The sequence below is a fragment of the Arthrobacter methylotrophus genome (assembly GCF_039539965.1).
Taxonomy (GTDB): domain Bacteria; phylum Actinomycetota; class Actinomycetes; order Actinomycetales; family Micrococcaceae; genus Arthrobacter; species Arthrobacter methylotrophus.
Map to the genome: position 1 here is coordinate 3012094 of NZ_BAABED010000001.1, position 15881 is coordinate 3027974.

Genomic DNA, 15881 nt, shown 5'->3' on the forward strand with positions numbered 1-15881 from the left:
TCCCAGACGACTGGGCGCTCAGGCCATCCTTCCGGGCCACGGACGGCGGTACGCGTATCCGGGCCTGAGTGAAGGGGCGGGAAGCCGGCCCAAAACAGGTACCACCCACTCTTAACCCGTTCCGCGCCTAGCCCATAGGCTCCGGATCTGGGGATTCTGACCCGGTCTGTTCAGATAAAGGGGAAGCCGATGCGGCTCCTGACCATACTGTCCCGGCGGCACCGGCGGCTATCTTCCGCGTGGCACTCGTCCGTTTGGCACTCGTCCATGTGGCACGGGACGACCCGTGAGATGCGCAAGCGGTGGTTCCGCTGGGCCGCCGCCGCATCCGTCCCTTTGTTGCTCGGGTACTCTGTTAGCTACGTCGCGACGCCGGCCCGGGCAGCAACTCCGAAGACCATCATCAGCCTGACGTTCGACGACGGCAATGACGATCAGCTCGCTGCCGAACAGGTACTGAAAGCCAACGGGCTGCACGGCACGTTCTTCATTACGACCAGCTGGATCGGTTCTCCGTCCTGGCTCACGCGAGCCAACCTGAACGCCATTGCCGCGGACGGCAACGAGATCGGTGGCCACACCATAACCCATCCGGACCTCACCACCCTGTCCACCTCCGCAGCCACCAACGAGGTTTGCGGTGGGCGGACCACGCTCGCCAGCTGGGGCTTCAACGCCACAGACTTCGCCTATCCCTTCGCCGCCGAAAACTCTTCGGTCGAACAAATCGTGAAGAATTGCGGTTTTGCCAGTGCCCGCAACTTGGGTGACATCCGCTCCCCGGCCAGCTGCTCGGGCTGTCCCTTCGCGGAAACCATTCCCCCGGCCAATCCGTACAACACCGCGGCCCCGGACGAAGTCGACAGCACCTGGACGCTCCAGAACCTGGAGAACCTGGTCACCAACGCCGAACCGGGAGGCGGATGGGTCCAATTCACCTTCCACCATATTGCCGTCGGGACAGACCCCACCCTGACCATCAGCCCCACCCTCTTCAACACCTTCATTACCTGGCTCGCAGCGAGAACGGCCAACGGAACAACGTCGGTCCAAACTGTCGCCCAGGCCCTGGGCAGTGCTTCAAACCCTCCGCCGGTGGCCGCCTTTACCTCCTCGACGGCGGCCCTGACCGCGACGTTTGACGGCTCAACTTCGTCGGATCCAGGCGGGTCCGTGGCGTCCTACAGCTGGGACTTCGGCGACGGTTCCCCGGCAGGCACCGGCGTGAAGCCATCGCACACTTACGCCGCGGCCGGAACGTACCAAGTGAAGCTCACGGTGACAGACAACACCGGCCTGACGGGGACAGTTACGCACGCGGTAACGCTCGCAGCGGCCGCGACGGCACCTGCTGCGCCAACCGGGGCGAGCGCGACGGCGGGCAACGCCTCCGCCGTCGTATCCTGGACCGCGCCGGCTAATGGCGGTTCTGCGATCACCTCGTACGCCGTCACTCCGTACGCCGGTACCACCGCCCTGGCACCTGTCACCGTCAGCGGCACTCCCCCCGCCACCAGCACCACCGTGACGGGGCTAAGCAACGGCACCGCCTACACCTTCACGGTCACGGCCAGCAACGCAATAGGCACCTCGCCGCCTTCCGCCGCCTCACCACCGGTCACCCCGACGGCTCCAACGGTTCCCGGGGCTCCCACGGGGGTGGGCGCGACGGCGGGCAACGCCTCCGCCGTCGTATCCTGGACCGCGCCGGCCAGTGGCGGCTCTGCGATTACCTCATATACCGTGACGCCTTCGTCTGGTGGCACGGCTTTGGCTCCGGTGACGGTCTCCGGAAGTCCGCCCTCAACGACGGCGACCGTCACCGGATTGAACAACGGCACGGTGTACACGTTTACCGTGACGGCGACCAACGCCGTCGGGACGTCTGCTGTGTCTGCGGCCTCGGCGCCTGTCACGCCTGCGGCGCCCGTTCCCGGCGTCACTAACGGTGGCTTCGAGTCCGGACTGACGGCCTGGACCACCGGCGGCGTGAGGGCACCCGTGGCATCCACCACTGCCCACACCGGCACCGGCTCTGCGCTCCTGGGCCTGGCATCCGGTGCTGAGCCCCTTGGCGACAGCAGTCTCGCCCAAACGATCACCGTGCCGGCTGCGGGGACCTCCACACTGTCCTTCTGGTACCAGCCCCACACCGCGGACGACACCTGCAACGGCACCACGTGCCGCTACGACTGGATGGAAGCCCAAGTGCGCACCACCAGCGGCACCACTTTGGCCAGCCTGTTCAAACTCAGCAGCAACACCGGCACTTGGACCCAGCTCAGCGCCAATCTCTCCGCCTATAGCGGCCAAACCATCGTGCTCTGGTTCAATGTCCATCTCGACGGTTCGAGCCCAGCGGACGATACCTGGATGTATCTCGACGACGTGGCCCTCGGCAACAGCCAAACAACGGCGACCGCACCATCGGCACCAACGGGAGTGACCGCGGCGGCGGGCAACGCCTCGGCATCCGTGTCCTGGACGGCACCGGCTAACGGCGGTTCCGCGATCACCTCGTACGCCGTGACTGCGCACGCAGGGGCAACTACCCTGGCCCCGGTCACCGTTTCCGGGAATCCACCCGCGACGACGGCGACCGTCACCGGGCTGACTAACGGCACCGCATACACCTTTACGGTGACTGCCACCAACGCCATCGGCACCTCGACGGCGTCGGCCGCATCGGCATCCGTCACTCCCTCAGGAACCACAACTACGTCAGGCATCACCAACGGCGGCTTCGAGTCCGGGCTGACGGCCTGGACAACCGGCGGCGTCAGGGCGCCCGTGGCATCCACCACCGCCCACACGGGCACCGGCTCGGCACTCCTGGGCCTGGCATCCGGCGCCGAACCCCTCGGGGACAGCAGTGTCGCCCAGACCATCCCCGTTCCTGCTACCGGGACCTCCACCCTGTCCTTCTGGTACCAGCCCCACTCCGCTGAGGACCCCTGCAGCGGAACCGCCTGCAAGTACGACTGGATGGAAGTCCAAGTCCGCAATACCAGCGGCACGGTCCTAGGCAGCCTACTCAAACTCTGCAACGACAACGGCACCTGGACACAGTTCAGCGCCAGTCTCTCTGCCTACAAAGGCCAGACCATCGTGCTCTGGTTCAACGTCCACCTTGACGGCTCCAGTCCGGCTGATGACACCTGGATGTACCTCGACGACGTCGCCCTCACCACCCAGTAACCGGGAAACTCCTCGGACGCCAAAAATCCCCGCCCTCATATGAGGACGGGGATTTTTGAGTAGCGCTCCTCCGACTGGACTTGAACCAGTAACCCTTCGATTAACAGTCGAATGCTCTGCCAATTGAGCTACGGAGGAATGAAGCGTGTATCAGCCTAACAAAGCCCCGGCGGGAAACGAAATCGGCACCGCAAGAGGCCCTTAGCTATCCATACGAAGGGCGCGGCGCTGCATTTCCAACTCCATGAGTTCCCGGTTGAGTCGTTGGAAATCCTCCGGCTGGGCTGAAGCATCCAGTCGCTGCAACTGTCCCATCTTGTCCGCTTTGACCCTGGTGATCTGCAGTTCGAACAGCCGGGCCAGGATGTCACGGCAGTACCGCTGCAGTGCTTCGGACGTGCTCGCGGGCAGAGGTACCACGGCTAGCTCGGATACCAGTGCCTGCAGCGGTTCCGGAACCTCCTGCCGGATCCCCTCGACCCAGGCAACGGGGTCGCCCACATGGGCCAGTCCGGCAGCCCGGACAGCCGTGTGCACTGCGGAGTAAGCCGGCGTGACAAAATGGCAGGCCTCAAACCGTTCCCAGGTTTCGCTACCAGGCACAGCTCCACCGCTCAGCGCAGCTTCGCCGCCCAGCACGGCGGGGTTCTGGATGACCACCTCGAGGGCCTGCCGTTCCATGGCGGCCACGGGATCCCGCGGATCCGGCCGCATGAAAGCGATGGAAGCGCCCGACGTCGGGGCTGCCGCCGGCTGGCCAGCCTGCGCCGGCGACGGGCCTTGCCCGGTCCCCGTGGCTCCTCCAGTTCCTGAAGTACCCGCCGCTGGCGCGCCGGAGGCAGCCCGTTTGGCGGCCAAACCGACTGCCCGGCTGACCTCTTCGATGGGCATGCCGAGCCAACCGGCCAGCTCACGGACGTAGGCCGGGCGGATGCCCGAATCGCGGATCTGGGCAACTACGGGGGCCGATTCCCGTAGCGCGGCCACCCGACCTTCCACGGTGTCCAGGTTGTGGCGTTTGAGGGAGGCCCGGATGGCGAATTCGAAGAGTGGGCGCCGGGTCCCGATCAAGTCGCGGACAGCGGCGTCCCCCTTGAGTTGGCGCAGATCACAGGGGTCGGCTCCGCTGGGCTCCACCGCTACATAAGTCTGCGCGACGAAGCGCTGGTCCTCCTCAAAGGCGCGCAGCGCAGCCTTCTGCCCAGCGGCGTCGCCGTCGAAGGTGAAGATGACTTCTCCCCCGGTGCCGTCGTCGGACAGCAAGCGTCGGGCGATCTTGATGTGGTCGGTGCCGAAAGCGGTGCCGCAAGTGGCCACAGCGGTACCGACTCCGGCAAGGTGGCAGGCCATGACGTCCGTGTAGCCTTCCACCACCACCAGTTGGCGTTCCTTGGCGATGTTCCGCTTGGCGAGGTCGATTCCGTAGAGGACCTGGGACTTCTTGTAGAGCACGGTCTCCGGAGTGTTCAGGTATTTCGGGCCGTTATCGTCCTCATAGAGCTTGCGGGCACCGAAGCCGATGGTGTCCCCGGCAATGTCCCGGATGGGCCAGATAAGCCGGCCGCGGAAGCGGTCGTAGATTCTCTGTTGGTTACCGGGTCCCCCGGCGGAAAACATCCCGGTCAGTTTCAATTCGGCATCAGTGAACCCCCGTCCGTGCAGGTGTTTCAGGAGCGAGTCCCAACCTTGCGGGGCATAACCGACGCCAAACTGTTCGGCTGCCCCCCGATCGAAGCCGCGGCCGTGAAGGAAGTTGCGGCCCTCGGCTGCCCCAGCCGTGAGTAGCTGGGAACGAAAGAATTCGTCGGCGATCTTGTGCGCATCCAGAAGCCGCTGGCGCTTGCCGACCTCTTCGCGGTTGGGCCCGGTGCCGCCATCTTCGTAGCGAAGCTCATAGCCGATCCTGGCCGCGAGCTTTTCCACCGCCTCGTGGAAGGAACTGTGGTCCATCTTCTGGACGAAGGAGATGGCATCGCCGTCCTCGCCACAGCCGAAGCAATGGTACCGGCCTACTTGCGGGCGGACAGTGAACGACGGCGAGCGCTCGTCGTGGAAGGGGCAGAGGCCTTTGAAGGTGCCCAGTCCGGCGCCCTTGAGGGTGACGTAGCCGTCCACCACTTCCTTGATATCGGTGCGCTGGCGTACTTCGTCGATATCTTCACGTTTGATCAGGCCAGCCACGTCACCATCCTAGTCGCTCCGTGCGATGGACCCCGGGCCGAGGGCAACCCGGCTCCTACCAGAGCGACGGCAAACTACCCACCAGGCGTTCGTACATCGCCAGCGCCGAAACGTCCGTCAGGGACGCCACCTGGTCGATGACGACGCGAAGCCGTGCGCCGTCGTCGGGGGCGTCCCGCCAGTCCGCAGCGAACATCGGTTCCAGATGCCGGTCCCCGCTCGCGTTGAGCACGCCGACCAGGGCGTGCAGGACTTCGCGCTGGCGTTCGTAGACGGGTTGCCGATGATCGGTGGAGATTACGAAGGTCGTGGCGAGGCCCTTCATGGCGGCAATCTCCGTGACGGTTTCCTCCGGGACCATGAGTTCCGCGCCGTAGCGGGTGAGGTGGTCCGGGCCGAAGCGGGCACGCGTGGTCTCCAAGGCGCTCTGGCAAAAACGGCCGATCAGCTGACTGGTCATGTCCTTCAGCGCAGCCATCGATTTGCGGCTGCCATCAGCCTCACGGACCCAGACGCTCGTGGCTTCAAGGCGGGCCAAGGCGGCGTCGATTTCGGCGGGATCATTGTGGGGCAGGTACCACTGTTTCGTGTACCCCACCACTCGGGCGCGGTGATCGGGATTGTCCAGCCACTTCAACTGGAAATGGCCGGCCACGATGGCGTCCTCCACGTCGTGGACCGAGTAGGAGATATCGTCAGCGAGGTCCATCACCTGCGCCTCGATGCAGGAGCGGTTGCCCGGTGCGCCGTCACGAAGCCAAGTAAACACGGGCAGGTCGTCCTCATACGCGCCGAACTTGCTGCTCCGCTGTCCGTGGATGACGGGAGCGTCGACGGCTGACCACGGGTATTTGGACGCGGCGTCAAGGCTGGCCCGGGTCAGGTTCAGGCCCGCGGGCCGCCCGTCGGCGGTGAGAACCTTGGGCTCCAGACGGGTCAGCAGGCGCAGGGTCTGAGCATTGCCCTCGAATCCACCGATTCCGTGGGCTACCTCGTTGAGGGCGGATTCACCGTTGTGGCCGAAGGGCGGGTGGCCAAGATCGTGGCTGAGACACGCAGTGTCCACAACATCCGGATCGCAACCGAGCGCACGTCCCAATTCGCGACCCACCTGGGCAACCTCAAGGCTGTGCGTCAGGCGGGTGCGGACGAAGTCGTCGGTGTCCGGGGCCACCACTTGGGTCTTCGCCCCGAGCCTCCGCAGGGCCGAGGAATGCAGCACCCTCGCCCGGTCCCTCTCGAAGTCGGAGCGGTAGGTGTTCTTCCGGGGCTCCTGGACCCAACGCGCTGAGTCGGATTCGACATAGCCGGCAATCCCGGTTGCGCTTTCGGCCGGGCCTGCTGCAGACATCGCTTCAGTTCCCATGGGTATCTGCCTCCTCCGCTTGCCGTGCACCGGCGTCTCTTCAGCCCGTGTCTATGCAGCCAGTTTTCCACGACTCGGGCCGTGAGCGTGCACGCGGCGACCCGGGCCTCGCTCTAGCCGCGTTCTAGACGCGCTCTAGCCGCCTGAAACGTCTAACTCTGCCGCGGCGATGTCGCGGGTCTGGTCAGCGTCCATTTGCCGGCTGAGCAGCCAGTCTTTGGGCAGGGCCGGCTTCTTGGGTGAACCGGCACGGCCGCGCGGGCCCTCCGAGTCGATGCCCGGGTACGGCAGATCCATGTCCAACTGGTCGAGCAGCTCGCGCAGAACCTCGAGGGTGGGCACGGTGGCCAGTTTGGCACGCAATTCTCCGCCCACGACGTAGCCCTTGAAGTACCACGCCATGTGTTTGCGGATCTCCCTCAGGGCCTTGTACTCGTCATTGCCGAAGGTCTCGATCATGAGTTCGGCGTGGCGATAGACGCCCTCGGCTACTTCGCGCAGACCCGGACGGTGGCGCTGCTCGCTTCCTTCAAACGCTGCCTGAAGGTCACCGAAGAGCCACGGGCGGCCTTGGCAGCCGCGGCCCACCACGACGCCGTCGATCCCGGTTTCGCGCACCATGCGTACTGCGTCTTCGGCGGACCAGATGTCGCCGTTGCCCAGGACGGGAATGTCCGGGAGGGCCTCCCGCAAGCGGGCAATCGCGGACCAGTCGGCCTGGCCGGAGTAGAACTGCGCGGCCGTGCGGCCGTGAAGCGCGACGGCGGCAACACCGGAATCGCGGGCGATGCGGCCGGCGTCGAGGTACGTGAGGTGGTCCTCGTCAATGCCCTTGCGCATCTTGATGGTCAGCGGGATATCGCCTTTGGAGGCTTCCTTGACCGCGGTCTGGACGATGGACGTGAAGAGGTCGATCTTCCACGGCAGGGCTGAACCCCCGCCGCGCCGGGTGACCTTGGGCACGGGGCAGCCGAAGTTGAGGTCGATGTGGTCCGCACGGTCTTCCTCGACCAGCATCCGCACGGCCTGGCCCACCGTCAAAGGATCAACCCCATACAACTGCACGGAGCGGACCTTCTCATCCTCGTCGTGGGAAATGATGCGCAGCGATTCCGGGGTGCGCTCCACCAGGGCACGGGAGGTTACCATCTCCGCGACGTACAGACCGCCACCGTATTCGCGGCACAGCCGACGGAAGGCCGAGTTGGTGATGCCGGCCATCGGGGCAAGGATCACGGGGGTGTCTACCGTGATCCGGCCGAGCTGCAGCGGTGGCAGTTCGAGCTTGGGCGAAGGGGGTGTTGCTACTACAGTCACCCGTCCATTGTCTCAAAGCGTGGCAAATCGACCGGACCAGCCGACGTTAGAGCAACCAGCCGTTGTCTTCGGCGATCCGCACGGCCTCCGCACGGGTCCGGCCGCCGGTCTTGGCCATTGCGGCGGAGAGATAGTTCCGGACGGTCCCTTCGGAAAGCATCGCCGACTTCGCGATATCGGCGACCGTTCCGCCGTCGGACGCTGCCTTGAGCACCTCTCCCTCGCGTTCGGTCAGCGGGCTGTCCCCCGCGGTCAATGATTCCGCGGCGAGGGCCGGGTCCACCACCCGGAGACCCTGGTGGACCCGACGCACGGCTTCAGCCAGTTGCCGCGCCGGGGTGTCCTTGACGACGAATCCGGAGGCCCCTGCCTGCATGGCGCGCTTGAGATAGCCTGGCCGCCCGAAGGTGGTGACCATGAGAACCCGGCATGATGGCGCCGCCCGCCGCACGGCCGCTGCCGCACTGATCCCGTCCAAGCCGGGCATCTCGACGTCGAGCATTGCAACATCGGCGGAGTGCTCGACGACGGCGGCCGCCACCCCCGTCCCGTCACCCAACTCCGCGACCACCTCGATATCCGGCTCCAGCCCCAACAAAGCCACCAATGCTCCGCGCACGAGCGCCTGGTCGTCTGCGATCACCAATCGAATGCTCATACTTTGACCGCCAATCTGAACCCTCCCAGGTCGCTCGAGCCGATACTCACCGATCCCCCGGCGGCACGCACGCGTTCGCGGATCCCAGCCAGTCCGTTCCCGGAGCGGTCCTCGGATTCGGGGCCGACGCCATCGTCCTCCACCAGAACGCTCGACGCCGTCAACCGGACGCGGCAGCGCGCAGCACCTGAATGCCGGACCACGTTGGTGATGCCTTCGCGAAGTACCCAGCCGAAGAGCTCCCTGTGCCTCGCGGGAACTTGTTCCACGGTTCCTGGCAATTCGGCGTCGATCCCGGCCGATTCCAATGCCGTCCGGGCGACGGCCAGCTCCGCCAGGACGTTGACGCCGCGGTAGCCAGCCACCGTGGCCCGGACGTCGGCGAGTGCACCGCGGGCCAGGTCCTGCACCGCGGCAATCTCGGCCGCGGCTTTGTCCCTGGCCGGGTCTCCGGGGACGGTGTCCAGCATCCTCCCGGCCAGCTCGGCTTTGACGGCGATCACCGTCAGGGAGTGCCCCAGGATGTCGTGCATGTCCCGGGCAACCCGGCTGCGTTCCGCGGCGACGGCGGCATCGGCCAGCTCTGTCTGCGCTTCCCGGAGCCGTGCGGTCTGCCGGATCAGCCGCGCGAAGGCGGACATCATGAGGCCCAGGGACAGGATGATCCCGGCCTGGAGCAAGGCCTGCTCCCCGTTGCCCGTCATCAACTGGGTGGAGAAGGAGACGAGGGACAAAGCGACGATGAGGAAGAAATCCGTGCGCAGCGGAAGGGATGTCATGGCGATGGCGCAAGCGAGGAACGTCCAGGTCCACAAGGCTTCCCTGCCGATGAGGAAAATGACCAGCCCGTTCAGCGCCAAGAGGATGCAGACCGACACGATGCCCGCCCGGACGCCAAGGCGCCAACTGATCTGGGGCAGGAAGACGTAGGCGGCGAAGAACACGATCAGGGACGCCGACGCCGCCGCTTTCCAAGCCAGCGGCTCATCCACGGACCACACGATGTTCCACGTCGGCCAGGCCCAGAGCAAGATGGAAAGTCCCGCACCGATGAACCAGCCTCGCGGCCCGGGACCCGCAAACACACTGCGCCGGAACATGGTGCCGGTCAACACCCTTCCGGAGACTACGTCCCTGAAGGAAGTGCCGTCCGGGTTGCTGGTCATGGTGCCCACCTTAGTAGCTTGTTCAGACACGTTTGGTGTCGCGCCGGAAGGCCATCGCGGCCCCGGCCACGAAGATCACGAGCCAGAGGACCACGTTGACGATCCACGCCCAGTCGAAGGTGCCGGTGATGGGACTCCGGGCCAGCTGTCCGATCCCGTACGCCGGCGTGAACTTGGCAATGTTCCCGAAAGTCTCGCCCATGACCTCGATCGGCATGAACAGTCCACCGAGCATCGCAAGGATGGCCAGCGCCGGGCCAAGGATCTGCATGACGTTCTGGCTCGGCATGAGGTACCCCACGAACAGTCCGAGGGCTGCGAAGACAAGGGAGCCCAGCCACGCCACCAAGCCCGCTGTCAGCCAAGTCTGTGCATCCATGGTGACACCCGCCAGGGCACCGATGACGAACTGGGCCACGACCGCCACGAGGGACAGCGTCAACGCGGCCATAGCCTTCACCGCGATATACGCACCGGGCAGGAGGGGCGTGAGCCGAAGCTGACGGCTCCAGCCTTGGGCCCGTTCCACGGCAACTTGACTTCCAGCGCCCGTCGCAGCAGTCATCGCTGCATAAACCGTGAGGCTGATGAGGATGTACTGGCCGTAGCTGTGCCCGTTGGGCAGGAGCTTGTCCTTGTTGGACAAGCCGAAAATAAAGAAGAAAACGGCGGGCATGAATACCGTGAAGATGATGGTCCGGCGGTTCCGGAGCATGCGCTTGATCTCGATCCAGAGGAACGTGCGGTTGACCCCGCCTGCGGACGGTTTCCGGTCCTGGATGACTGTTGCCGTGCTCATACGAGGTCTCCTTCAAAGTCGATGCTCACGGGTTCCGGAATGGCATCGTCGCCGGTGAGCGCCACGAAGGCCTCCTCAAGGTTGTTGGCCGCCACCTCGACGTCGTAGGCTCCCGTGCTGTTGAGCAAGTACCGGACGACGGCGTCCGAGTCGCCCGTACGGACGGTGAGGCGTCCGCCGTCGTACTCGACGCTCTCCGCAGGCGGCATCCCGGCCAGCAATCCACGCTCCGTTGCCGGAAGCGACGCTTTGACGGTGCGGCCTGAGGCAAGGTTCTTGATCTGGGCCGCAGTGCCGTCCGCAACGATGCTGCCTTGCCGGACCAGGACAATCCTGTCGGCGTAGGCATCGGCTTCTTCGAGGTAATGGGTGGCGAAGATGACGGTGCGTCCGCGCTGGGCGTCGGCCCTGATGGCAGTCCAGAAGTCGCGTCGCCCGGCAACGTCCATTCCCGTGGTGGGCTCGTCCAGGATGAGCAAACCGGGATCGGAGACAAGCGCCATCGCGAAGCGGAGGCGCTGCTGCTGGCCGCCCGAGCACTTCTCCACCTTCCGGTCTGCGATCTCCAGGATGCCGGCCCGCGCCAGGACCTCGTCCACGGGTCGGGAGGAATCGAACATCGCCGCGTTGAGCTGCACAGTCTCGCGGACGCTGATGTCCCGCAGCAAGCCGCCGGTCTGCATCACTGCTGCCACCTGGCCGCGGGCGATGGCACCCCGGGGGCTGTGGCCGAAAATGGAAACGCTGCCTTGGTCCGGCGCGCTCAGTCCGAGGATCATGTCGATGGTGGTGGTCTTGCCTGCGCCGTTGGGTCCGAGGAACGCCACCACCTCCCCCGGCTGCACGGTCAGGTCCAGGCCGCGGACGGCATGGACCTTCCCGAAGCTCTTGTGCAGTCCGGCGGCATGGACGGCCGGCACACTCGTTATTGTCATGACGCTCCTTGGCTTTGGTTTACTCTCCTACCATCCAAGCCGTCATCGGCCTCGGGCGCCCGGGCGTGTGTCACCAATGCGGGATGACAAATGTCATGTAGACACTACTGCCGGCGTTCGGCTTCCCTCCGTGCCCGCCTGGTCATCACGACGGCGGCAAGCTCGCCGGTGTCGAACGATTCGAAGGCATCCGCAGACTCTGCGGTTTCAAGCTCACGGAGGTTGCCGTCGTCGTGGGCTCTTTCCGAAGCCGCGGTGCCGGCAGCCGCACGTCCCTTGGAACCGGTCGCCTTGACCACCAACACCGCGATCAAGGTGGTCACCGGAATGGCCAATACCAAGCCGATGGAGCCCACCAAAGTACGGATGACTTCCTCGGACAGCTCCGCGCTAGTCAGGGCATCAACCAGCGGGCGATCGTAGAGCATGACGATGATGAGGATGGGCAGCGCCGCCCCGGCGTAGGCGAAAGCGATCGTGTAGACCGTGGAAGCTATGTGGTCACGGCCGATCCTCATGGCCGAAGTGAACAGATTGCGTGCGCCGGTCTCGGGTGCCAGTTCATAGAGCTCCCACACGGCCGCGGACTGGGTGATGGTGACATCGTTCAGGACGCCGAGCCCGGAGATGATGAGCCCACAGAGGATGATCCCGGAGAGGGAGATCTTGTCCGACATGTTCACCAGAGTGGCGCCTTCGCTGCTCCCGATCCCGGTCAGATTGGCCGCGTCCGTGGCCCAGGCCGCCAACAGCGCCGTAATCCCGAGCCCGAAGATCGTGCCCAGCAATGCGGTGGATGTCCTGGCCGAGAATCCGTGGGCGAAGTAGAGCACCCCTATCATGATGGCCGTGGACCCGACCAAAGCCACGAGCAACGGCGGCTTTCCTTCCACCAGCCCCGGAAGCATGAAACTGACAAGCACCACGTAGGCTCCGGCCAAGCCAAGCAGCGCCCTGAAGCCACGCCAGCGGGCGACTGCAATGACCACCACCGCGTAAAGGATCGCCAGCAGGGCCATGGGAACGTTCCGCACGAAGTCCAGGAAAACATACGACGGCGAGCCGTTGCCTGCCGCTGCGCCCTGCACGCGGGAGAGGTTCAGGTAGCGGATGCTGTCCCCGACTTTAACGCCGTGGGACTTGGCGACATCCGGGTTGATGACCACCTTCACGGGGCTTCCGCCGGTGTCCGGTTGCGTGGACGCGTAGGTGCACTGGGATCCTTGCTGTTGCACACCGTTGCCTTGGGCAGTAGCCGGAGCTTGGGTCCCTTGCGTACAACTCTCCACGGTGACGGCTTGGATCTTGCCGGTATCAAACGTCACACCCGCAGCGGCTTGGTAGGGGCTCGCGAACGTTATGCCTTCCTTGCTTCCCGACGGCCACATGAGGAACATGGCAACGATCGTGAGCACTGCAATGGGGGCCAACACGGCCACAAGGAGCCAGTTGGCCCGTTTGCGTGCCGCGAGCGCCTGCGGGCTTGGCTCCAAAGGCTCCGTGTGACCGTGTGAATGACCGTGACCCATCAGCTGCAAAACCTCATGCCGACTACCCTACGTGGGCCGGACGGGCATCTGCGACCCGGAACCCGCAGCGCCCGGAAACCCACCCAACTAGCTCGCATTTGTTGTCGTTATGAGGGCTCACAACGACATGTACTGCGAGTTAGTTGGGTCGCGCTCAGGCTGTGGTTCAGGCGGGTTTGATGTTCTGGTTCACATGAAAGAGGTTTCCCGGATCGTACTTGCCCTTGATGGCCTGAAGTCGCTCGTAATTGACCCCGTAGTTCTCAGTCACACGGTTCTGGTCCTCCGCATCCATGAAGTTGATGTAGCCGCTTGCGGCCGAATACGGCCGGAGCGCCTCTGCATAGTTGCGGGCCCAGGCAATATTGGCTTCGTTGTCTGCAGGGTCCTGCCACTGTGCCGCGATCACGGGGGCGAACTTCATGCCGCGGTTGACGAACGCTGTGTCTTGGACTCCAACCCGGGCCACAGCACCGTCAATTGGGTAAACGTGAACCGCAGTGTTGACGCTGGTAATCGTGGCACCGAATTCCGAGTGCGCACTGATGACACCATCGTTCAGCTCACTGATGAAATTGGCCTTCCAATACGCTTGCATGCCTTTCGGATTGAGCCCGTCAAACGCCACGTTGAGTGCCGGATAGGGCATCGGTGTGATCAGGGATCCGGCCACAGGTGCGACGTCGAGGAACGGCTGCCACCGGGATTCGCCCTCGGCCGAGTCTCCCGTCCACATCCCGACCACGACACACACGGGCTTGCCGTGCCATTCTTCGGGAAGGAACGGCACCGGTGGGCCTTGGTGGAACCCGAGGAACGCCCCGAACTCTTCGGGAGCAGAGTCCATGTAATCCCGGTAGAACTTGGCGACCGTCTCAGTGTTCTCCGCTCCGTAGATGACAATGCCGACGTGGACCATGTCCATCGGATGCAGCTTGTATTCCAGGGACGTCACGACGCCGAAGTTGCCCCCGCCTCCCCGCAATGCCCAGAAGAGGTCCTCGTTCTGGTTCTCGCTGGTGGTCAGGAACTTGCCCTCTGCCGTCACCACGTCTGCGGAGATCAAGTTGTCGCAGCTCAGGCCGTGTTTGCGGGCAAGATAGCCGATGCCGCCACCGAGGGTCAGTCCGGCGATACCGGTCGATCCCACAATCCCGCCCGTCGTTGCGAGTCCGAAAGCGTGGGTCGCGTGGTTGAAGTCTGCCCAGGTTGTTCCGGCCTCGGCACGGGCCGTGCCCGCTTCGGGGTCGACACGGACTCCGGTGCGGTTGACGAAGTCGATGACCAGAGCGTCGTCCCAGGTCCCGAAGCCGGGAGCGCTGTGGCCACCGCCCCGGATGGCCACAGGAAGGGAGTTGTCCCGGGCGAAGTTCACGCTCGCGATGACATCCGAAACTTGTGCCACCCGGACGATGCCTGCCGGGCGTTTGTCGATCATCCCGTTAAAGACGGCACGGGCTGAATCGTACTCAGGATCACGCGGGGTGACGAGTTGCCCGCGGAGCTGTTCGCGCAGTCCATCGAGCGCGTTTGCATTCATAGGTGTTACCGCCGATTCTCTTCATGAGACCGGATTAGTTCCACCCGCCGCTACCCCACCAGACCAACGGCCGGGGCTTACGTCGTCATGCCTACACCCACGCCACGGCATCGTCAAGGGTTCACCCAACTAACTCGCATTTGTGGTCGTTATGAGGGCTCATAACGACCACAAATGCGAGTTAGTTGGGTCAGCAGACAGCGTAGTGCCCGGTTCTACTCGCTGACCACCAGGGTGTCCGCACCGCGGAGCTTCGCTTTGCCCCGCTCCAGCAAAGGATCGACGACGGCGCGCAGGGCCGTCATCGAATCGTCCACTTCGAGGAGCACGGGGTGCTGGTAGGCAATGAGGGCCAGCAGGTCACGGATTGCCTCCTGCGCCTCGTCATCCCGCAAGCGTGGCTCGTGGCCCAGGAAGACTTCCGAAGGTTCATCCGAGCTGCCTTGGGCGTAGCTGATGGCGAAAGCCTGCAACTTGCCCTTGCGGGTGGCCGGAACTCCCGAGCCGAAAGCACTGGCCTTGGGCGCGCGCAACACGAGGGCACCATGTGCCCCCGTCAGATCGTCCAGGAACAGTCGCTGCACCGTCGGGATGGCCAACTCGCCCGGATTGTCCCAGTGGTGGACGGCGGTGTAGTACCGGCCGACGACGTCGCTCAGCTCCACCGATCCGGTGGCGAGGTCTTCCACCTGCTCGGAAGCCGCTTGCTCGGAACCGTCCCCGAACACCGGGAGCCGCAGTGGCTCGGGATCGACCACCACGAGTTGCGAACGCTGGATCGGTGCAAGCCCCGCCCACTCGGCGAACGCGGCACCGGACGTGCCGGGCTCCACCTTGCTGCGCAACTTGCTAACCCCCGACGGCGACTGTTCGGCTTCGCGCCGCAGCATGGTCAGGAGCGTGGCCCCTATCCCGCTCCGGCGGTGGTCCTTGGCAACCTCGATGTAGGCCCAGAGCCGTTCCGGATGCAGGGAGGCCTCGTGGACCACCCCGGCCGCAACAGGGATGCCGATGCCGTCAACGACGTCCTCCGCCACGATGCACCGGCGCCAAGGCTGGCCTTGACCGCTGTTGCTCGACGGTGCGAAGGCTGCACGGAACTGCTGGCCCGGCAGGGTTTCCGGCCCGCCCCACATTTCCAGGAGGGCAAGGTCGTCGCCCTCCCGCCATTCGCGGTACTCGATTCCCACGC

The 15881-nt window shown here is 64.8% G+C and carries 11 protein-coding genes and 1 tRNA gene; 1 reads left to right on the forward strand and 11 read right to left on the reverse strand.

Translation table 11 applies throughout. From position 1 onward, the window contains the following. Window positions 1–189: 189 nt before the first annotated feature. Window positions 190–3198, forward strand: coding sequence for a fibronectin type III domain-containing protein (locus ABD884_RS15900; protein WP_345047704.1), 3009 nt, complete (start codon window positions 190–192; stop codon window positions 3196–3198). Between the two features lie 65 nt (window positions 3199–3263). Here ABD884_RS15900 and ABD884_RS15905 read toward each other — a convergent pair. From ABD884_RS15905 to ABD884_RS15955, 11 genes are all read right to left on the reverse strand, one after another. Further along, window positions 3264–3336, reverse strand: a tRNA-Asn gene (locus tag ABD884_RS15905). 63 nt (window positions 3337–3399) lie between these two features. Continuing rightward, window positions 3400–5379 carry a DNA primase gene (gene dnaG, locus ABD884_RS15910; RefSeq protein ID WP_345047707.1) on the reverse strand — a complete coding sequence of 660 codons (1980 nt, stop codon included), beginning with the start codon at window positions 5377–5379 and terminating at the stop codon, window positions 3400–3402. Between the two features lie 55 nt (window positions 5380–5434). Then, window positions 5435–6745, reverse strand: a complete 1311-nt coding sequence (locus ABD884_RS15915; protein ID WP_345047709.1) for a deoxyguanosinetriphosphate triphosphohydrolase — start codon at window positions 6743–6745, stop codon at window positions 5435–5437. A 135-nt stretch (window positions 6746–6880) separates the two neighbouring features. Then, the gene (gene dusB, locus ABD884_RS15920) at window positions 6881–8062 is read right to left on the reverse strand and encodes a tRNA dihydrouridine synthase DusB (RefSeq protein ID WP_345047713.1); all 1182 of its coding nucleotides are present in this window, start codon (window positions 8060–8062) and stop codon (window positions 6881–6883) included. 46 nt (window positions 8063–8108) lie between these two features. Continuing rightward, on the reverse strand, window positions 8109–8720 hold the full coding sequence (locus ABD884_RS15925) for a response regulator transcription factor (RefSeq protein ID WP_345047717.1): 612 nt from the start codon (window positions 8718–8720) through the stop codon (window positions 8109–8111). After that, entirely contained in the window at window positions 8717–9916 is a 1200-nt protein-coding gene (locus ABD884_RS15930) for a sensor histidine kinase (protein WP_345047721.1), read from the reverse strand. The genes ABD884_RS15925 and ABD884_RS15930 overlap by 4 nt, the downstream gene beginning before the upstream one ends. After that, a complete protein-coding gene (locus tag ABD884_RS15935; protein ID WP_345047727.1) occupies window positions 9909–10685 on the reverse strand; it encodes an ABC transporter permease in 777 nt (258 codons plus the stop codon). The genes ABD884_RS15930 and ABD884_RS15935 overlap by 8 nt, the downstream gene beginning before the upstream one ends. Then, window positions 10682–11620: an ABC transporter ATP-binding protein gene (locus ABD884_RS15940; RefSeq protein ID WP_345047729.1), complete on the reverse strand. Its 939-nt coding sequence runs from the start codon at window positions 11618–11620 to the stop codon at window positions 10682–10684. The genes ABD884_RS15935 and ABD884_RS15940 overlap by 4 nt, the downstream gene beginning before the upstream one ends. Before the next feature lie 104 nt (window positions 11621–11724). Further along, the gene (locus tag ABD884_RS15945; protein WP_345047733.1) at window positions 11725–13149 is read right to left on the reverse strand and encodes a YibE/F family protein; all 1425 of its coding nucleotides are present in this window, start codon (window positions 13147–13149) and stop codon (window positions 11725–11727) included. Window positions 13150–13315: 166 nt separating this feature from the next. Then, entirely contained in the window at window positions 13316–14689 is a 1374-nt protein-coding gene (locus ABD884_RS15950; protein WP_345047736.1) for an FAD-binding oxidoreductase, read from the reverse strand. 215 nt (window positions 14690–14904) lie between these two features. After that, on the reverse strand, window positions 14905–15879 hold the full coding sequence (locus tag ABD884_RS15955) for a GNAT family N-acetyltransferase (protein WP_345047739.1): 975 nt from the start codon (window positions 15877–15879) through the stop codon (window positions 14905–14907). Between the last annotated feature and the right edge of the window lie 2 nt (window positions 15880–15881).

Bases quoted from the DNA above. Each gene is read 5' to 3' on its own strand.
- ABD884_RS15935 (WP_345047727.1), bottom strand. From the start codon at position 10,685: ATGAGCACGGCAACAGTCATCCAGGACCGGAAACCGTCCGCAGGCGGG.
- ABD884_RS15945 (WP_345047733.1), bottom strand. From the start codon at position 13,149: ATGGGTCACGGTCATTCACACGGTCACACGGAGCCTTTGGAGCCAAGC.
- ABD884_RS15950 (WP_345047736.1), bottom strand. From the start codon at position 14,689: ATGAATGCAAACGCGCTCGATGGACTGCGCGAACAGCTCCGCGGGCAA.
- ABD884_RS15900 (WP_345047704.1), top strand. From the start codon at position 190: ATGCGGCTCCTGACCATACTGTCCCGGCGGCACCGGCGGCTATCTTCC.
- ABD884_RS15940 (WP_345047729.1), bottom strand. From the start codon at position 11,620: ATGACAATAACGAGTGTGCCGGCCGTCCATGCCGCCGGACTGCACAAG.
- ABD884_RS15925 (WP_345047717.1), bottom strand. From the start codon at position 8,720: ATGAGCATTCGATTGGTGATCGCAGACGACCAGGCGCTCGTGCGCGGA.
- ABD884_RS15915 (WP_345047709.1), bottom strand. From the start codon at position 6,745: ATGGGAACTGAAGCGATGTCTGCAGCAGGCCCGGCCGAAAGCGCAACC.